Genomic DNA, 18,679 nt, shown 5'->3' on the forward strand with positions numbered 1-18,679 from the left:
GTTTCAGTCCTCGTCGCCACCCTCTTCGCGCACCGGCGGTGCCACCGGCAGCGAACCCGCGCCCGCGGGAGCCACTTCGGCCCCGGGCCGGCGCGGCTGCCCCGTGCGGGCGAGCCGCAGCCACAGCGCCAGGAGGAGCCCGGCGCTCAGCAGGAACGGGAGCACCACGCCGAACACCACGGCGATCCAGCGCAGCATCGTGACGAACGCGTCCCAGCCGCCCGTCAGCGCGTCCACGAAGCCCGGCGTGCCGGACTTCTTCGCGGCCTGCTTCAGCGGGGTCTCGGAGAGGGAGAGCGTGATGGTGGCCAGGCTGGTGCGGTCCTTCAGGGACGCCTGCTGGGCGAGCAGGGCGTCGAGGTCCGACTCGCGGGTGCTCAACTCGCCTTCCAGGGCGACCACATCGCTGAGCTTGGTGGCCTGGTCCATCAGCTCGCGGACCCGGGCCACGCTGACGCGCTGCGACTTGACGCGGCTCTCCACGTCGACGACCTGGTCGGTGACGTCCTCCGCCTTCGCCGTCCGCTCGACGACCTTCCCGGTGCCCTCCAGGGAGGAGAGCACCGCGTCGTAGCGGTCGGTGGGCACACGCAGTACGGCTCGGGTGCGCTCGCGGCCCCCGCCGTCCCGGGTGGTCGTCTCGTTGCCGACGTAGCCACCCGCGTCGACGGCCGCGGCGCGGGCGGAGTCCAGTGCCTTGGGCACGTCCTTGACCTGCAGGGTCAGCGAGGCGGTGCGGATGATGTGGCTGCCGGCCGGCACGGATGTGCCGGTGGTCTTGGACGGGTGGGTGGACTTTGCGCCGCCCGCGCCCGAGGCGACACTGTCCGCCGCGCCCGGGCGGGCGTTCCCGGCGCCCGGCGCGGCCGCCTTGTCGGCGCTGGAGGCGGAGCCACCGTCGGCGGCGCCGCAGCCCGTCACCGCGAGGGCGGCGGCGAGGACCATCCCGGCGAGAACCGGGCCCGTTCGTGCGGAACGTCGTGTGTGCATGTGGGCGTACCCCCGTGGCTGGTGACTGCTGACCTTCCTTCGACGCCGGGGCCGGGCGCGACGTTTGCCGGATCCGATCCCGATGCGGTCACGGTCGGGACTCGCGCAGGGCACCGCCGTACCGGACGACGGCTCCGGGTCCCGGCGGGCCTGCCGACGGGGTCTGAGAAGGTGGAGCCATGCGCGCACAGGACAGTCGTACGGGTACGGGACAGGTCGTCGTCATCGGGGGCGGCATCGCCGGTCTGGCCGCCGCCCACCGCCTGCTGGACCGCGGCGCGCGGGTGACCGTCCTGGAGGCGTCGGACCGCGTCGGCGGCAAGCTCCTGCCCGGCGAGATCGCGGGCGCACGGGTCGACCTCGGCGCCGAGTCGATGCTCGCCCGTCGCCCGGAAGCGGTCGCGCTCGCCCGCGAGGTGGGCCTCGCCGACCGGCTCCAGCCGCCCGCCACCGCGACCGCCTCCCTGTGGACGCGCGGCGCACTGCGCCCCATGCCCAAGGGCCACGTCATGGGCGTGCCCGGCACGGCCGCCGCCCTCTCCGGAGTCCTCTCCGACGAGGGCCTGGCCCGCATCGAGCGCGACGCCGAGCTGCCCCGCACGGAAGTCGGCGACGACGTGGCCGTGGGGGAGTACGTGGCGGCACGCCTCGGCCGCGAGGTCGTCGACCGCCTGGTCGAGCCCCTCCTGGGCGGCGTCTACGCGGGCGACGCGTACCGCATCTCGATGCGGCTGGCCGTCCCCCAGCTGTTCGCCGCCCTCCGCACCCATGTCTCCCTGACCGAGGCGGTCCGTGAGATCCAGGCGAAGGCGGCCGCGGCCCAGCAGACCGGACCGGTGTTCATGGGCATCGAGGGCGGAGTGGGCCAACTCCCGCTCGCGGTCGCGCGGTCGGTGCGCGAGCGGGGCGGCGAGATCCTCACCGGCGCCACGGTGACGGAGCTGCGCCGCGCCGGGGACGGCGGCTGGCGGGTGGTGGCCGGGGGACGCGTCCTGCACGCGGACGGGGTCGTCGTCGCGGTGCCCGCGGGCCCGGCCGCCGCCCTGCTGAGGGCCGAGGCGCCCGCGGCGGCCACCGAGCTGGCCGGTGTCGAGTACGCCTCCATGGCGCTGGTGACGCTGGCCTACCGGCGCGCGGACATCACCCTCCCCGAAGGGAGCGGTTTCCTGGTGCCACCGGTGGACGGCCACACCATCAAGGCCTCCACCTTCGCCTCCCGGAAGTGGGGCTGGATCGCCGAGGAGAACCCCGACCTGCTCGTCCTGCGCACCTCCGTCGGACGGTACGGCGAGACGGAGGTGCTGGGCCGCGACGACGCCGACCTCGTGGACGTCTCCCGGCACGACCTGCGGGAGGCCACCGGCCTGGCCGCCGAGCCCGTGGCGACCCGGGTGACCCGGTGGGACGACGGCCTGCCGCAGTACCCGGTCGGGCACCACACGCGCGTGGCCCGCGTCCGCGAGCACGTGGCCGAGCTCCCGGGGCTCGCCGTCTGCGGCGCGGCGTACGACGGGGTCGGCATCCCCGCGTGCGTCGCGAGCGCGTACGCCGCCGTGGACCAGCTCGGCGGCGACCGCGCCGGACTGGAGGCGCTGAGAGCGAACCCGGTGCAGAGCCTTCACGGCGGAGCGGGAGAATAGCCTCATGAGTGACGACGCCCCCACCACCGAGTCCGGCAGGGTCCCGAACAAGGGCAAGCTGGCCAAGGACCTCAACGAGGTCATCCGCTACACCCTGTGGTCCGTGTTCAAGCTGAAGGACGTGCTGCCCGAGGACCGCGCCGGCTTCGCCGACGAGGTCCAGGAGCTCTTCGACCAGCTCGCCGCGAAGGACGTCACCGTCCGCGGGACGTACGACGTGTCGGGGCTGCGCGCCGACGCCGACCTGATGATCTGGTGGCACGCCGAGACCAGCGACCAGCTCCAGGAGGCGTACAACCTCTTCCGCCGCACCAGGCTGGGTCGCGCCCTGGAGCCGGTCTGGTCGAACATGGCGCTGCACCGCCCCGCCGAGTTCAACCGCTCGCACATCCCGGCGTTCCTCGCCGACGAGACGCCGCGCAACTATGTGAGCGTCTACCCCTTCGTGCGCTCCTACGACTGGTACCTGCTGCCCGACGAGGACCGCCGCCGCATGCTCGCCGACCACGGCAAGATGGCCCGCGGCTACCCGGACGTGCGCGCCAACACGGTCGCCTCGTTCTCCCTCGGCGACTACGAGTGGATGCTCGCGTTCGAGGCCGACGAGCTGTACCGCATCGTCGACCTCATGCGCCACCTGCGCGCCTCCGAGGCCCGCATGCACGTCCGCGAGGAGGTCCCGTTCTACACCGGCCGCCGTAAGTCCGTGGCCGAGCTGGTCGCCGGGCTCGCCTGATCAGGGAGCCTGGCGGGTCGTCTTCGCGTCCTCATGGGCCTGTGCGTCGTGCCGGGCGGTCTTGTCACCGTCCGGCGCCGCCGGCTCCGGCTCCGCGTGCGGGGCGCACGCCGCGCGCCGCTCCGGGAGGCGGCCCTCCAGGAGGTACGCGTCCAGGTAGCCGTTGACGCACTGGTTGGGGCCGCCCGCGATCCCGTGCGTCCCGGCGCCGCTCTCGGTCACCAGGACCGAGCCGGACAGCCGCCGCTGAAGCTCCACCGCCCCCTCGTAGGGCGTCGCCGCGTCCCGCTCGGCCGCCAGGATCAGGACCGGCGCCAGCGCCCCGGGCAGCGTCCGCACATCGAGGGGCTTCTGCCGCGGCACCGGCCAGTAGGCGCACGGCAGGTTCATCCACACGTTGTCCCAGGTCTCGAACGGTGCCACGCGCGCGAGCCGGGTGTTGTCCCGGTCCCAGGTACGCCAGTCCGTCGGCCAGGACGCGTCGTTGCACTCCACGGCCGTGTACACCGCGTTGCCGTTCTCCGCCTCGGCCGACGCCTCCGGATGCGGCCCGGCCTGCTCGATCAGCGGCTTCGGGTCGCCCTTCAGATAGGCGGACAGCGCCAGGGCGCGCTGCGGCCAGTAGTCGTCGAAGTACCCCGCCGCCAGGAACGCGCCCTGCAACTGACGCGGCCCCACCTTGCCGCCCGCGGGCGCCGCGGCGAGCCGTGCCCGCGCCTTCTCGTAGTTGTGCAGCACCGCTTCGGGCGTGGTGCCGAGCGCGTACTCCTTGTCGTGCCTGGCGATCCACGCGCGGAAGTCCGCCCAACGGGCCTCGAACGCGACCGACTGGTCGAGGTTGTTCCGGTACCAGATCTGCCGGGGGGCGGGGTTCACCGCCGAGTCGAACACCATCCGGCGTACGTGCGAGGGGAAGAGCGTCGCGTACAGAGCGCCGAAGTACGTGCCGTACGACGCCCCCATGAACGTCAGCTTCCGCTCGCCCAGCGCGGCGCGCAGCACATCGAGGTCGCGGGCGTTGTTGAGCGAGGTGTAGTGCCGGATGCCCTGCCCGGAGCGCTTGAGGCAGCCGCGGGCGTACGTCTGTGCCTCCGCGATGCGCTCCTTCTTGTACGTCTCCGAGGGGTTCGTCGGCGACTGCGCGGGCCCCTTCAGGAAGCGCTTCGGGTCCTCGCAGGACAACGGGGCCGAGCGGTCCACGCCGCGCGGGGCGTAGCCCACGAGGTCGTACGCGGCCGCGATGCGTTTCCACTCGGGGAGGAAGCCGATCAGGGGGAAGTACATGCCGGACGCGCCCGGGCCGCCCGGGTTGTAGACGAGGGAGCCCTGACGCGGCACCTTGTGCTTGGAGTTGCGCAGGTCCTTGCCGGTGGCGCCGGCGCGGCTGACGGTCAGTTTGATCTTCTTGCCGTCTGGTTGCGCGTAGTCCAGCGGCACGGTGACCGTGCCGCAGCGCATCGCGACCGGGAAGTCGTCCCCCTTGGGGCACGCGCCCCAGTGGATGCCGGCCTTCGCGGCACGGGCGGCGGCGACCACGGTGCCGCGCGCCTCGAGGGCGGCCGCGGGGTTCGGCCAGGCCGCCGCGCCGCCCGCGGGGGCGGCGACGAGGCCGCTCAGAAGCAAGGACCCGGTGGTTCCGTACAGGACGGCAGCTCTCATCGCGTATCCCCTTCGGCGCACGGCAGCGACAAAAGGGATGTTTGGTTCGTCAGTTGATGAAGTAAAGCACCTGGTGCCGGTGTCGGCCCCAATGACCCCTATGCGCCCCCTCGGGCGCCGTCAGCGCTGCCGCTCGGGGCTTCGGTCGCGGTGCGCGAAGGCCGCGCGCAGCTCCGGCTCGCCGACGGCGCGGACGCCGCGTACGGCGACCGAGGTGAGGTACGTACGGTCGTCGCCGGTGGCGTCGGGGTGCCGGGCGAGGGTGCCGAGCAGCCGCTGTCCGGCCGGGGAGGCCCAGCGTGTGTACGGGTGGACCTCGATGCGGGCGATGGCGAGGCAGCTCACGGTGAGGATGAGCGGCAGCGAGAACCACACGGCGATCGGCACGTCGTTCTCGCTCGCCCGGGACTGGGAGGGCAGCAGCACGGCGACGGCGCCGAGCGCGAGGACGGCCGCGGCGGCGGCCTGGACCTGGCGGATGGCGCTCGCGACGGTGGTGCGGGCGCCGTCGGGCACGGCGAGGCCCGCGGCGACGAGACGGTCGGCGAGGCGGTGTACGGAGTCCGCGGCGGCCGTGCTCGCCCGTACGGGCGCTATCCGGGACTGCCCCTGCGGACCTATCGCCCCTATCACCGAGCACTCCATCTCGTCGCGACCGCGCGGGTCCACGACGGTCGCCCAGCCCGTGTGCGCGAGCAGCAGCCGCCGCTGACGGGCCATCGACACCAGGGTCAGATCGGCGACCCGGGCGGGGCCGCCGGACAGGAACGCCGCCTCGTACAGCGTGAGGTGGTGTCCGCGCGCCGCGTCGGCGTCGACCGCCGCCGCGCGCACGGCGGCCAGGCACAGCCGAGTGCAGGAGATACCGGCCGCGGCCCAGGCCAGGAGCAGGAGAAGGACCCAGAACATGGCGTGTTTCTACGCGAGGAGTCCAGGTCGGCGCCACGGTATGCCCACGATATGGACGGAGCGTTGTGGCTCTGTGACGTTCCGGTGCCCGCCGGGGCGCTCCCCAAGGGGCGCCGCGCGGCTAGCCCTTGGGGCGGGACGCGGCCGGGGGCAGCGGATAGGTTCCGGACGGGGTGACGGGGACGGGGCTGTCCGGGGACGCGAGGGGACCCGGCGGGGCCGGGGAAGCCGTCAGCGGGGGCGGGCTCGCGGTCGCGGCGTCCTGGGCGAGGGCGTCGAAGTCCACGTACCCGGTGGCTTCGAGGACCTTGATGTGGTCGAGCACGGTGGTGTTCGCGTCGTCGGCGAGGTCCCTTACGAGGGAGTTGCGGGTGTTCGCGCGGACCTGGGCGACGACGGAGAAGACCTTGCCGTGCGCCCTGCGCAGGATGTTCGCGAACTTCTGGTCGTAGTCCGTGCCGTGCGCGGCGTCGAGCGTGGCCAGCCAGCCGCGCTGCTGGGCGTTGGGCTGGTTCGGGAGTTCGAGTCCGAGCCGTGCGGCGACGTTGCGGACGCGCGCGTCGAGGAACGTGTGGCCCTCGACGAGGTGCGCGCCCGCCGTCTTCACGGCCTGGGTGGTGCCGCGCTCCTCGGCCTGCTGGCCGGCGGGCAGCTCCCACAGCCCGGCGAGCCGGACCTTGGTGATGAACTCCCGGTCCAGTGCGGACAGCGGACCGAACCGCGTCGACACGGACTGGGCGTTCAGGGTGTCCAGGCCGGTGCCGGCGCGGTCCGCGTACGACCAGATCGGAAAGATCAGGGCGGCGAGAGTCGCGGTGAGGGCCGCGATGATGAGTCCTGTGCCACTGACCAATCCGGTGCGGTTGATGGATCGCATGGTGCCTCCTGTTGCGGCACCGCACGCTAGTGCGCTACGGGTGCGGGTTGGCATATTACTTCGGGCACTACGCCAACTGCCGTACGAGGAGTAAGGGTTGCCGGGTGGGAGGAAGGCGCCGAATGCGGTGGTTCGACCGGAGTCCAGACCATCAGGAAACCCTGGAAAACGGACGTCGGATCCGGTCGGACGGGGCCCGGTGTTAACCCCGGCACACTCTGCCGGGGCGAGGCACTACGGCGCGCGTAGTAGTGCCTCGGCTCCGGTGACGCGGGCGGGGTCAGCGGCGCAGCAGTACCCGTCGGGTCGCGCGGGCCAGCCGGGCCGTGGGCCGCTGCGACGGCGGGGTCGGGCCGGACCGCTCCAGCCACCAAGCACGCAGCCGCCGCCGCGTCTCCGCGTCCTCGGGGTGCCCCGCGAGCAGCATGTACTCGGCGAAGTCCAACGCGTCGCGCCGGTACCCACCGCTCATCGGATGCCCTTGCGCGTACGCGAGGAACGCCGGCCGGTACGCGTCCCCGAGCATCTCCGGCAACTCCACCGCCACCTTCGCGACGACGTCCGCCCGCTTGGCCGCGAGCGCCCGCGCCTGCACACCCAGCCGTCCCCGGTCGAACCCCTCGGGCACGGGGGTACCCGCGACGAGCGCGGACAACAGCGCGGCCTGCCCTAGCGCCAGCCGCTGCCGCGCACCCACGGCCACGCCGGCCGCGTGGCTCCCGGCTGCCCCGGGGATGCCGCCCGCAGGGGCGGCGGCCGCACCGGAGTGCGGGCCCGCCGGGGTTTCGGACGGCCTCACGACCCGTGCCCGCGCCTTCGTCAGGGTGACTCTGATCGCCCCGAGCTCCCTCTCCAGTTCGCCCGGGTCCGGGAAGTTCTCGTCGCGCTCCAGGAGGACCCCCGGTGGGGTCACGCGGGAGGCGAGGTCGGCCAGGATGTCGAGGACCTGCCGGGGGACGGGGTGGGCGTGGCTGTCGTGCCAGACGCCGTCCCGTTCGAAGCCGCCGGCGACGTGGACGTAGGCGATGGCCTCGACGGGGAGTTCGTCGAGGGCCTTCGCAGGGTCCTCGGCCCGGTTGACGTGGTTCGTGTGGAGGTTGGCCACGTCGATGAGGAGGCGTACGCCGGTGCGGTCCACCAGGTCGTACAGGAACTGCCCCTCGGTCATCTCCTCGCCGGGCCAGGAGATCAGCGCGGCGATGTTCTCGACCGCGAGCGGGACGGGAAGGGCCTCCTGCGCGATACGGACGTTCTCGCACAGCACGTCGAGGGCGTCCCGGGTGCGGGGGACCGGCAGCAGGTGCCCGGCCTCCAGGGAGGGCGACGCGGTGAGCGCGCCCCCGGCCCGTACGAACGCGATGTGCTCCGTGACGAGCGGCGAGCCCAGTGCCTCGGCCCGCTCCGCGAGGGCGGCGAGCCGGGACTCCTCGGGCCGGTCCGCGCCGCCGAGGCCGAGCGAGACCCCGTGCGGCACCACCGTGACGCCCCGCTCGCGCAGCCGCAGCAGCGACTCGGGAAGGTGCCCGGGGCACAGGTTCTCCGCCACGGCCTCGACCCAGTCGATGCCGGGCATGCGCTCCACGGCCTCGGCGATCTCCGGCCGCCACCCGATGCCCGTCCCCAGCCGCCTCAGCTGTGTCATGTCGCCTCCTCCGTCACCGCTCGAACCCTGGCTGCTACGACCCCGGCCGCTGTCTCCTCACGACGGACCCCTGTTCCGGCGTGACGGAGTCATGGCCCCGGGAAGCGGGGCCGAACCCATGTCGCCGGACGTTCAGAGCAACATTTGAGGTTCCGCCGGCGTCCCGAGGCGGCCCACCGGCTACCGCAGTACCTTGTCCGGATCCGAGGGCTCCGGCCGGGCGGTGTTGACCTGCCCCGGCGGCGCGGGCGACGGACTCGACGTGACGACGACGCCGTCGGCGGGCTGCACCGGCGGCGCGGAGGGCGCCGTGACGCCGGCGGCCGGCGCCGGGGGACCGGTCGGGCTCGCGGTCGACAGGGCCGCCGTGTCGTTGGCGATGGCGTCGAAGTCGACGCTCCCGGTCTTCTCCAGGATGGTGATGTGGTCGAGCACCGTCTGGTTGGCGTCCGAGGCCAGCTGCCGGACCAGCGTGTTGCGGGTGGAGTTACGGACCGCGCCGATCGCCGGGAAGATCTTGCCGTGCGCGGCCCGCAGCAGGTTCACGAACTTCCGTTCGTATTCCGCGCCCGTCGCCGCGGTCATCTCCTGCAGCCAGCCCTGCTGCTGCGCGTTCGGCTGGTTCGGCAGCTCGACATTGAGCTGGGCCGCGATGACCCGCACCCGCTTGTCGAGGTCGGTGTGGCCGACGATCAGGTGGTCGCCCACCTCCTTGATCGCCTTGTTGGGGGCCCGCTCGAGCGCCTGCTGTCCCGCCGGCAGTTCCCAGAGTCCGGCCAGCCGCACGCGCACGATCAGATCGCGGTCGGCGGCGGACAGGGGTCCCCACTGTGTGTTCACCGTCCCCGCCGCCAGATTCGCCTGCCCCGTGCCGGCGCGGTCCGCGTACGACCACACAGGGAACGCGAGCGCGCCGACCGTGGCGGCGAGGGTCGCGATGACGAAGGCGGAACCATTGATACGCCGCAAGATGAGCCTCCCGGGGGAAACCAACTGGTCGTTGGAAACCTGTACTTGGCCAGCGACGTGAGATACGTGCGGGGCGCCGGGAATGTTCAAGCGCGGCTAAAGCGAACCCTCGGTTCAGGTCAAATCAGCTGTGGATCCGCGCCGTCGGTCGACAGCGGCCACTTCTCCGGTGCACGTCCGAGCAGCCGCAGCGCCTCGTCCAGCGGATCCGCGCCCATGGGCACGTCGACCGGCGGCGCGAACGCGAACCCCGGCCCGCGACCGGCCGGATCCGTCGGTACGAGGCGGGCCACGGCCAGGGCGGCCCCGAGGACGTGGTCCGGCAGATCGAGTCCGACGCCGAGCGTGGCGGCGACGTCCCATGCGTGCACCACGTAGTCGACGAAGTGGAAGCCCAGGGCCATCCCGCCGGGGAAGGCGCCCCCGTCCCTGATCTCCGGCAGCACGAACTCCCCCTCCGTCACGCCCGGTTCGGCGAAAGCGGCCAGCACCGCCGTCGCCGCTCCCCGGTAGGTCCGCTCCGGGTCGCTCATGTCCTGTGGCTCCCGCCAGTACGCCGTCTCGTGCCCCGCTCCCCGGGCGGCGGCCGCGAACCCGTGGTGCTGCGCGGACATGTGCGCCACCAGCCGCCGCAGCGTCCACCCCGCGCACGGTGTGTCCCGCTCCCAGTCCGTGCCCCGCGCCAGCCCGACGAGCCGCAACGACTCGTACACGGCGATCCGGTCGAGTTCGACGATGTCCACTCCGGTCGATGTCATACGATCGAGCATAAAACTGAGCGAACGATCGTGCTACTTGTTTTCGGCCGTGACGGTGCGCGCGTCAAAGGCTCGGCAGGTCAGGAGAGCTCGGGCACGAGGGACGGGTCGGTCGCCGCCGCGCTCAGCCGGGAAAGGATGGCGACGCGGGCCCTGCGATAGACGTCCGTCTCGTCGCGCAGCACCGACACCGCGTTCGCCGTCTCCATCAACGCGATGAGCTCGAAGGCGAGTTGCGCGGCATCCGTGTCGGAGCGCAGCTCACCCAGGTCCCGGGCCTCGGTGATGGTGTGCTCCACATGAGCCGCCCAGTCCCGCTGGGCCTCCGCGACGGCGTCGTGCACGGGCCCCGACCGGGCGTCGAACTCGGCGATGACCTCGTAGAAGAAACAGCCGCCGGGGAAGACCCGGCCCTGGGAGTAGTCCAGCCAGAGTTCGCACAGCCGCCAGGTCCGGGCGACACCGGCGGGGGTCCCGGACGCGGGCCGGATCACCTGCTCGACGTAGATGCGCGCCGCTTCCCGCACGGTGGCCAGCTGCAGTTCCTGCTTGGAGCCGAAGAGCGCGAAGACCCCGCTCTTGCTGAGCTGGAGCTCGGTGGCGAGACGGCCCACGGACAGTGCTTCCAGTCCTTCGACCGAGGCGATGTCGACTGTGCGGCGGAGCACCAACTGCCGTGTGCGGTTGCCGCGTTCGACCCTGCCGTCCAGCCGGGTCCCGGCCATCGCGCCTCCTCGGGTCCGTAGGTCACTCGGGGTCGGTCGGGTTCGGTCAGGAGCGCAGCGCCGGATGGTCGGCCACCACCGTGCACGACCCCGGCGCGATCTCCGTGAACCCGGCGTCGCGCACCAACGGCAGCCCGGAGGTGGTGAGTCCAGTCCAGCGGGCCGGGTCTGCGGTGCGGACGGCGAGGGGGAACCCGGCGTCGCGCCAGGCCGTCCGCTGCTCGTCCGACAGTTCCCACCAGGCCAGCTGCGCGGCGTGCCCGGCCTGCGCCATCGTCTTGCCGGCCGACATGTCGAGATCGGGGTTGAGCCACAGCACGGGCGCCGTCGGGTCGGCGTCCACCGGCGGCTCCGGGTCGTCGAGGTCGGTGCCGGAGACCTGGAGCTTGACCAGGTCCTTCGGCCAGCCGTCCAGGGGGACCGGCGGGAAGACGCGCACCTCGGCGGACTTCCCGGTCACCGTGATGCCGGGCAGGGCCTCGGCCCGCCGCCACTCGGCGCCACGCGCCCGTCGTACGACCTTGCGGATCCGGGCGTCCTGCCAGTCCCGCACCGCCTGCGCCCACGCGCCGTCCCCGAGGGCCCGCTCATCGCTGAGGATCGTCAGCACGGCGCGGGCCGCGGTCTCCAGCGCGTCCGTGCGTGCCGGGGGAGCGGCCTTCTCGATGCGCACGACCAGCGGCAGCACGAACTGCGGGGCCTCGTCGCGCGCGGTGCGCTCGGATCGGAAGGGGCTGTCCTCGGCCGAGCCGGGTACGTCGGGTCGGCCGGGTGCGTCGGCTACGGTCGGGTCGCTGCTCACGCCCTCCAGTGTGCCAGGCGGAAGATCGGTTCTTCGGCGAGCGGTCATGCCGCCGTCAGTGTCAGTGTCAGCGTCACCGTCACCCGGAACAGGCGGTCCGCTGTGCCTCCTGCCACTCGCAGACGGGGCACAGCGTGATCCCCTTGTACGACTCCGGGTACTCGGTCGGCTTCCGGCACAGCACGCACTCGGCGAACGGCGGCCCGGCGTCGGTCGGGTCCGGTGCCGGGGTGGGGGCCGCCGGGGCGGCGCAGTAGTCGTCGCTCATGGTCCCAGCGTAGGCCGGGACCGGAGCGCGCCTACGTGGTGCCGTGCCGCTCGCCCTGCGTCGCCGAGCCGATCATCTCGGAGACCTTCACGAAGCGGAAACCCTTCTTCCGCAGTTCGGGGACGATCGTCCGCAGGGCCTGTTCGGTCACCGGAGCCGCGCTGCGCGTGCAGTGCATGACGACGACGGATCCGGGCTTCACACCCTCCAGCACCTGCCGGGCCACGGCGTCGGCGTCGGTCGCGAAGGCGTCCCCGCTGACGACGTCCCACTGCACGGCGGTCACGCCCACGGCGCTCAGCGTGCGCAGGGCCTGTTGGTCGTAGCACCCGCCGGGGAACCGGAAGTAGGGCATCGCGTGGGGCACGCCCGCCTTCTTGAAGGCGGCGTAGGCCTCCTCCACCTCGGCCCGCATCCGCTCCTGGGGCACGGTGGGCAGGCCGTAGCAGTTGTCGGTGAAGGCGTAGTGGCTGTACGAGTGGTTGGCGACCTCGAACAGGGGGTCCTGCCCGATGTTCCTGGCCTCCTTCGGGTACTCGTCGGCCCAGCGTCCGGTCATGAACAGGGTCGCCGGCACCTTGAACGCGCGCAGCGTGGCGATCAGTTGGGGGTTGTCGAAGTGTTCCCCGGCCGCGGCGCGTGGACCCTCGTCGGCGGTCATGTCCGCGTCGAAGGTCAGCGCGACGGTCTTGTCCTGCGTGCGCGGACCGTTGGTGAAGACGGGGGTGATACCGCTGGAGCCGGGGGCGAGTGTGGGGGGTTGCGAGGGCTGGGCGTCCGCGCTGCCGGAGGCCGACGCGGGGTGCCCTGGACGGGCGGCGTGCGGGGTTCCTGGGGTCCCGCAGGCGGCGAGCGCGACCCCGAGTGCGCCGAGGGCGCAGGTCGCGAAGAATCGTCGTACTGGAATGATCACCCGATGAAGATATGTGGGTAATACTCACTATTCGCCCATTGTTCGCACGTGCCCGGTGGCGGAGGCACGGAAGTCACCCGGCTGGACCCGGCGAGACGCACGCCGTCTCCTGAGCCGGTCTCACGCGCCGGTCTCCTACGCCGGTTCCCTTTTCCCGAGCCCTGCGCAGGTCAGGTTTCCTTCAGAAGGCGCTGCCTGGCCTCCGCCACGTCGAAGTCGGCCTTCGGGTACTGCGGGGCCAGTGTCTCGAGGTGTTCCAGGAGCAGGGTGCTGATCGCCCAGTTCCGGTACCACTTGCGGTCGGCGGGGACGAGGAACCAGGGGGCCTCCGGTGTGGAGCAGCGCTCCAGCGCGATCTCGTACGCCTTCTGGTACGCGGGCCACAGCTGACGGTCGTCGATGTCGTCGGGGCTGAACTTCCAGTGCTTGTCGGGGTTGTCGAGCCGTTGGAGGAGCCGACGGCGCTGCTGGTCGTAGGAGATGTGCAGGAAGCACTTCACCACGGTGACGCCGTCGTCGGCGAGGGACTTCTCGAAGCGGTTGATCTTGCCGTAGCGGTGGGCGATCTCCTTGTGGGGAGCCAGTTCGCGGACGCGGGCGATCAGGACGTCCTCGTAGTGCGAGCGGTCGAAGATGCCGATCTCGCCGGGTTCGGGCAGGGCCCGTCTGATCCGCCAGAGGAAGGAGTGCGCGCGCTCCTCGGCGGTCGGCGCCTTGAAGCCCCGGATGCGGCAGCCCGCGGGGTTGAAATGCCCGATGACGTGCTTGACCGTGCCGCCCTTGCCGCTGGTGTCCATGCCCTGGAGGATCAGCAGGACCCGGCGGCGGTCACCCGCCGTGCTCGCGGCCCACAAGCGTTCTTGCAGGTCGGCGAGGCGTTCGACCATCTGGGCGATGGCGGCAAGCCCGGCGGCCTTGTCGCGCGGACCGGCGGGCGTGGCCCTGGCGTCGTACGAGGAGAGGTCGACGCCCTGGCCCCCGGGAACGCGCAGCAGGCGGCGCAGCGGGGACGGGGCCCCGCCCTTGCCCTGTTCGCCGTCCTTCGGGCCCTCGCCATCGTTCGGGCCCTCGTCGTCCTTCTTGGCCACCGCGTACCCCTTCCGGCCGTGTCCCTCGATGGTGCGACGGGAGCCGGGTACCCGCGAGTCGTGCTCAGGCCTCTTCGAGGGCGACCAGGACAGCCGGACGGCGCGGACATCTAGCCGGTCAGCTCGGTGCTGTGGGCGCGGACGAGACGGGTGATGCGGTCCAGCGCCTCGGCGGCGGGCTGCGGGTCGAGGCGGCGGCCGTCGCGCAGGCGCAGGGCGATCTCGTCGGCCGCGGTCTCCCGGGGGCCGATCACCGCCTGGTACGGGACCAGGCGGGCGGCACGGATCCGGGCGCCGAGGGTGCCCTGGTCGGGGGTGATGAGCCGGGCTCGGAGGCCCCGGTCCAGGCAGCGGCGTACGAGATCGGCCGCCTGTTCGACCTCGGCCCGCGCGTCGGAGACGGGCAGGGCCACCAGCTGGGTCGGGGCGAGCCAGGGCGGGAAGGCGCCGCCGTGCGCCTCGATGAGGTGGGCGACGGCTCGCTCCAGGCTGCCGATGACACTGCGGTGGACCATGACCGGCCGGTGTTTCGCCCCGTCGGCGCCGATGTAGTGCAGGTCGAAGCGTTCGGGCTGGTGGAAGTCGATCTGGACGGTGGAGAGGGTGGATTCCCGGCCCGCCGGATCGGCGATCTGGACGTCGATCTTGGGGCCGTAGAACGCGGCCTCACCCTCGACGGCCTCGTACGCCACCCCGGAGCGGTCGAGGACCTCGCGCAGCAGCGCCGCCGAGCGCCACCACAGCTCGGGGTCGGCGATGTACTTGCCGCCGGGGCCCGGCAGGGAGAGCCGGTGGCGGGCCGCGCGGATGCCCATCGCCTCGTACGCCCGATGGATCAACCCCAGTGCCGCCGACGCCTCTTCGGCGACCTGCTCCAGGGTGCAGAAGAGGTGCGCGTCGTTGAGCTGGATGGCGCGTACGCGGGTGAGGCCGCCGAGGACACCGGACGGCTCGGAGCGGTACATGCCGCCCAACTCGGCGATGCGGAGCGGGAGTTCGCGGTAGCTGTGGGAGCGGGAGCGGTAGATGAGCGCGTGGTGGGGACACAGGCTCGGGCGCAGCACCACCTGCTCGCCGCCGAGTTCCATCGGCGGGAACATGTCCTCGCTGTAGTGCGACCAGTGCCCGGAGATCTCGTACAGCTCGCGCTTGCCCAGCACCGGTGAGTACACGTGCTGGTAGCCCGCGCGTCGCTCGGCGTCGCGGACGTACTCCTCCAGGGCGTGGCGCACGGCCGCGCCGTCGGGCAGCCAGTAGGGCAGGCCCGCGCCCATCAGGGGATCGGTGTCGAACAGGTCCAGTTCACGGCCGAGGCGGCGGTGGTCGGGGCGGGCGGTCATGGTGGTCTCCTCGCTTCTCGAGGGGCGAGTGACCACACGGCGAAGCCCCGGGGCACTCGCCCCGGGGCTTCGGACTCGTCAGCAGTCAGCGCGCCGGGACACTCTCCGGCGTCGTCGTCTTCACAGCGGCACGCTTCATGGCAGGGACGCTAGCAGGGAGTCGGCGAGCGGTCGCGGCAATTGATGGGGGCAAGTGGGGGCGATGGATGGGGGTGATCAGTCGGGGCCGAGGAGAGGACTCGCGCCGGGGTTGTCGAGCGGGAACTCGTCCTCCGCCTCCTCGCGGCTGAACTTGTCACCCTTGGGTTCGTCGAGCACGAACTCGTCGTCCTTGTGCTCGTCGGGCCGCGGACGCGTCGGAATCTGCTCCACCGTCGGCGCCCCCGGCTGGACCTGCGCCCGTTCCAGGAACCGCAGCAGTTCCACCGGGAAGGGGAGCACGAGCGTGGAGTTCTTCTCGGCGGCGACCGCCACCACGGTCTGCAGCAGCCGCAGTTGGAGCGCGGCGGGCTGTTCGGACATCACCCCGGCGGCCTCCGCCAGCTTCTTGGACGCCTGGAGCTCGGCGTCCGCGTTGATGATGCGGGCCCGCCGTTCACGGTCGGCCTCGGCCTGCCGGGCCATCGACCGTTTCATCGTCTCCGGCAGCGACACGTCCTTGATCTCGACCCGGTCGATCTGCACACCCCAGCCCATGGCCGGACTGTCGATCATCAGCTCCAGGCCCTGGTTGAGCTTCTCCCGGTTGGAGAGCAGATCGTCCAGGTCGCTCTTGCCGATGATCGAGCGCAGTGAGGTCTGCGCCATCTGCGAGACCGCGAAGCGGTAGTCCTCGACCTGGATGACCGCGTCGGCCGCGTCGACCACCTTGAAGTAGATGACCGCGTCGACCCGGACCGTGACGTTGTCCCGCGTGATGCCGTCCTGCGCGGGGACGGGCATCGTCACGATCTGCATGTTGACCTTACGCAGCCGGTCCACACCGGGGATGATCATGGTGAACCCGGGCGGTCTGATGCCACCCCGGAGCCGCCCGAGCCGGAGCACCACGCCCCGCTCGTACTGCTTGACGACCCGGGCCGCCGCGGCGACGTACACCACCCCCGCGGTACCGACCAGCGCGGCCGTGGCCAAGAGCTCATCGAGCATGACGACCCCCTTTCGAGCCGCCGCATACCACCACTAATCCCACGATATGCCTCACGCGGGCTCGCGGTCGAGGATCTCCCCGACCGCGAGCCCCGTGGGTCAGCCGGTGGTCAGCCGGTGGTCACCTTCACCGGTTCCGTCCCCGCCTCGCTGTGCCGCGCCGACCAGTTCTCCAGCGCGGTGCGGCAGGCGTGATCGAGGTGGTGCAGGCCGGAGAGGTCCAGCTCGACCGGGCGGTCCTGGGGCAGTGCCTCCAGGCTGTCGAGGATCTTCGGCAGCCTCAGGAAGGTCGCGTTGCCCGACAGATACGCCTGGACGGGGCCCGCACCCTTGTCTATGACCTCCAGGCGTACGTGCGAGGCCTCCCACGCCGTCTTGGCGATCGCCAGGGCGAGCCCGATGAGCACCCCCTCGAACATGCTGACGGCGACGATCGACACCGCCGTGACGACGAGGACCAGCGCCTCGCCCCGGTGCTCGCGCCACAGCGAGACGACCTCGCGCAGCGGGACCAGCTTCCAGCCCGCGTGCACCAGGATGCCGGCGAGGGCGGGCAGCGGGATGACGCCGAGCGCGGCGGGCAGCAGCGCCGCGAACAGCAGCAGCCAGACGCCGTGCAGCACGCGGGACGCCTTCGTCCTCGCGCCCGCCTGGACGTTCGCCGCGCTGCGCACGATCACCGCGGTCATCGGCAGCGCGCCGAGCAGTCCGCAGACCGTGTTGCCCGCGCCCTGCGCCATCAGTTCCCTGTCGTACTCGGTCCGGGGACCGTCGTGCAGCCGGTCCACGGCCGCCGCGCTGAACAGCGACTCGGCGGAGGCGATCAGGGTGAAGGCGAGCACCGTGCCGAGCACGCCCACGCTCGCGAGCTCACCGAAGGCCTCCAGGCTCGGCAGCCGGATCGAGCCGACCAGCCCCCGCACCTCGACCTTGGCCACCGGCAGCCCGAACCCCGAGGCCACCAGTGTGGCCAGTACGACCGCGCCGAGCGCCCCCGGCACCGTGCGCACCCGGCGCGGCAGCCGCCGCCACAGGACGAGCACGGCGATCGTGCCCGCCCCGAGTCCGACCGAGGCCAGCGCCTCGGTGCTGCGGGCCGCGTCGACGACGGCCTCCGGCAGTCCGGCGAGCTTGTCGAGTCCGGAGGCGGGGGCCTTGAGCCCGGCCATCGAGTAGAGCTGGCCCGCGATCAGCACGAGGCCGATCCCGGCGAGCATGCCCTCGACGACGGCCACCGAGATGGCCCGGAAGTAGCGCCCCAGCTTCAGGGCGCCCATGAGGAGTTGGAGCACACCCGTGGCGAGCACGACGACTCCGAGTACGGCGAGCCCGTACTCCCGTACGGCCTCGAAGACCAGCACGGTCAGTCCGGCCGCCGGGCCCGACACCTGAAGGCTGCTGCCGCGCATCAGGCCGGTGACGAGACCCCCCACGATGCCGGTGACCAGGCCGAGTTCCGCCGGGACACCGGAGGCGACGGCGACGCCCACGCAGAGCGGCAGGGCGACCAGGAACACGACGATCGAGGCGGCGAAGTCCTGCCGCAGGTGGGGGAGTTTGCCCAGGAGGCTCGAGGTGTTCATCGCGCGGCTCACAGGGCCTCGAAGGTGTCGGTGTCCGCACGGTGTTCGCGCACGGCTCCGGTGTGGACCTCGTAGTACCAGCCGTGCAGACGCACCCGGCCCGTCGTCAGGGCCCTTTCCACACACGGGTATCCGCGGAGCCTGAGCAGTTGCGCGAGGACGTGGTTCTGCACCGCGTCGGCGACGGTGGGGTCGTCGCCCGGTGTGCCGGACGGGCGCTGCGCCTGCGCGAGCCAGTCGCGCACGGCGGGTACCGCGGTCAGGTCCTCGCCGCGCACCAGCGCGCCGACGGCACCGCAGTGCGAATGGCCGCAGACCACGATCTCGGACACGCCGAGCACGTCCACCGCGTACTCGACGGTGGCCGCCTCGGAGGTCGGCCGGCCGGGGACGTGGGGCGGGACGATGTTGCCCGCGGTGCGCAGCTCGAAGAGCTCGCCCGGGCGGGCGCCGGTGATCAGGGCCGGAACGACCCGGGAGTCGGAGCAGGTGATGAACAGGACCTGCGGGGACTGGCCGTCGGCGAGCGAGGCGAACTCCTCGGGCCGCCGGCCGAAGGAGCGGGCATGGTCGATGAGGGGCTGCATGTCAGTTCCTCCTGGCGCGCCCCGAGGGCGCGTCGGCTTACAAG

At 72.3% G+C, this 18,679-nt stretch carries 18 protein-coding genes; 2 read left to right on the forward strand and 16 right to left on the reverse strand.

Features of this window, described 5'->3' with window-relative positions; translation table 11 throughout:
• Positions 1-3: 3 nt before the first annotated feature.
• Positions 4-990, reverse strand: a complete 987-nt coding sequence (locus FNV62_RS37735; RefSeq protein WP_143628453.1) for a DUF4349 domain-containing protein — start codon at positions 988-990, stop codon at positions 4-6.
• A 179-nt stretch (positions 991-1,169) separates the two neighbouring features.
• Here FNV62_RS37735 and hemG point away from each other — a divergent pair, with 179 nt between their 5' ends.
• Both hemG and hemQ read left to right on the forward strand, forming a co-directional pair.
• Complete coding sequence (hemG, locus tag FNV62_RS37740) at positions 1,170-2,630, forward strand: protoporphyrinogen oxidase (protein ID WP_097286588.1); 1,461 nt, start codon at positions 1,170-1,172, stop codon at positions 2,628-2,630.
• A gap of 4 nt (positions 2,631-2,634) precedes the next feature.
• Positions 2,635-3,366, forward strand: a complete 732-nt coding sequence (hemQ, locus tag FNV62_RS37745; RefSeq protein WP_054233999.1) for a hydrogen peroxide-dependent heme synthase — start codon at positions 2,635-2,637, stop codon at positions 3,364-3,366.
• Here the strand turns inward: hemQ and FNV62_RS37750 are convergent, their stop codons facing one another.
• The 15 genes from FNV62_RS37750 to FNV62_RS37820 form a co-directional block, all read right to left on the reverse strand.
• Positions 3,367-5,025: an alpha/beta hydrolase gene (locus FNV62_RS37750; RefSeq protein ID WP_143603186.1), complete on the reverse strand. Its 1,659-nt coding sequence runs from the start codon at positions 5,023-5,025 to the stop codon at positions 3,367-3,369. It abuts the gene before it with no gap.
• A 120-nt stretch (positions 5,026-5,145) separates the two neighbouring features.
• Positions 5,146-5,934, reverse strand: coding sequence for a TIGR04222 domain-containing membrane protein (locus FNV62_RS37755; protein ID WP_143603187.1), 789 nt, complete (start codon positions 5,932-5,934; stop codon positions 5,146-5,148).
• 121 nt (positions 5,935-6,055) lie between these two features.
• Entirely contained in the window at positions 6,056-6,811 is a 756-nt protein-coding gene (locus tag FNV62_RS37760) for a DUF4142 domain-containing protein (protein WP_097286591.1), read from the reverse strand.
• A 280-nt stretch (positions 6,812-7,091) separates the two neighbouring features.
• Positions 7,092-8,453 (reverse strand): DUF692 domain-containing protein, encoded by a 1,362-nt coding sequence (locus FNV62_RS37765; protein WP_143609420.1) that lies wholly within the window; start codon positions 8,451-8,453, stop codon positions 7,092-7,094.
• Between the two features lie 180 nt (positions 8,454-8,633).
• Positions 8,634-9,422 carry a DUF4142 domain-containing protein gene (locus tag FNV62_RS37770; RefSeq protein WP_179858303.1) on the reverse strand — a complete coding sequence of 263 codons (789 nt, stop codon included), beginning with the start codon at positions 9,420-9,422 and terminating at the stop codon, positions 8,634-8,636.
• Between the two features lie 119 nt (positions 9,423-9,541).
• Positions 9,542-10,180 (reverse strand): TIGR03086 family metal-binding protein, encoded by a 639-nt coding sequence (locus FNV62_RS37775; protein ID WP_144315833.1) that lies wholly within the window; start codon positions 10,178-10,180, stop codon positions 9,542-9,544.
• An 80-nt stretch (positions 10,181-10,260) separates the two neighbouring features.
• Positions 10,261-10,905 carry a TetR/AcrR family transcriptional regulator gene (locus tag FNV62_RS37780; RefSeq protein WP_144315834.1) on the reverse strand — a complete coding sequence of 215 codons (645 nt, stop codon included), beginning with the start codon at positions 10,903-10,905 and terminating at the stop codon, positions 10,261-10,263.
• A 46-nt stretch (positions 10,906-10,951) separates the two neighbouring features.
• Entirely contained in the window at positions 10,952-11,707 is a 756-nt protein-coding gene (locus tag FNV62_RS37785; protein WP_376327707.1) for a peptidyl-tRNA hydrolase, read from the reverse strand.
• 79 nt (positions 11,708-11,786) lie between these two features.
• Complete coding sequence (locus tag FNV62_RS37790; RefSeq protein ID WP_060899487.1) at positions 11,787-11,975, reverse strand: hypothetical protein; 189 nt, start codon at positions 11,973-11,975, stop codon at positions 11,787-11,789.
• A 31-nt stretch (positions 11,976-12,006) separates the two neighbouring features.
• Positions 12,007-12,888 carry a polysaccharide deacetylase family protein gene (locus FNV62_RS37795; RefSeq protein WP_097286595.1) on the reverse strand — a complete coding sequence of 294 codons (882 nt, stop codon included), beginning with the start codon at positions 12,886-12,888 and terminating at the stop codon, positions 12,007-12,009.
• Positions 12,889-13,058: 170 nt separating this feature from the next.
• Positions 13,059-13,976 carry a PPK2 family polyphosphate kinase gene (locus tag FNV62_RS37800; protein WP_205523174.1) on the reverse strand — a complete coding sequence of 306 codons (918 nt, stop codon included), beginning with the start codon at positions 13,974-13,976 and terminating at the stop codon, positions 13,059-13,061.
• A 110-nt stretch (positions 13,977-14,086) separates the two neighbouring features.
• Entirely contained in the window at positions 14,087-15,316 is a 1,230-nt protein-coding gene (gene thrS / locus FNV62_RS37805) for a threonine--tRNA ligase (RefSeq protein ID WP_144315836.1), read from the reverse strand.
• Between the two features lie 216 nt (positions 15,317-15,532).
• The gene (locus FNV62_RS37810) at positions 15,533-16,465 is read right to left on the reverse strand and encodes a slipin family protein (RefSeq protein WP_225900495.1); all 933 of its coding nucleotides are present in this window, start codon (positions 16,463-16,465) and stop codon (positions 15,533-15,535) included.
• 110 nt (positions 16,466-16,575) lie between these two features.
• On the reverse strand, positions 16,576-18,048 hold the full coding sequence (locus tag FNV62_RS37815; protein ID WP_143609426.1) for a SulP family inorganic anion transporter: 1,473 nt from the start codon (positions 18,046-18,048) through the stop codon (positions 16,576-16,578).
• Positions 18,049-18,056: 8 nt separating this feature from the next.
• The gene (locus tag FNV62_RS37820; protein ID WP_143656051.1) at positions 18,057-18,635 is read right to left on the reverse strand and encodes a carbonic anhydrase; all 579 of its coding nucleotides are present in this window, start codon (positions 18,633-18,635) and stop codon (positions 18,057-18,059) included.
• Positions 18,636-18,679: the final 44 nt, after the last annotated feature.

The sequence above is a fragment of the Streptomyces sp. RLB3-17 genome (genome assembly GCF_007113425.2).
GTDB classification, from domain to species: domain Bacteria; phylum Actinomycetota; class Actinomycetes; order Streptomycetales; family Streptomycetaceae; genus Streptomyces; species Streptomyces mirabilis_D.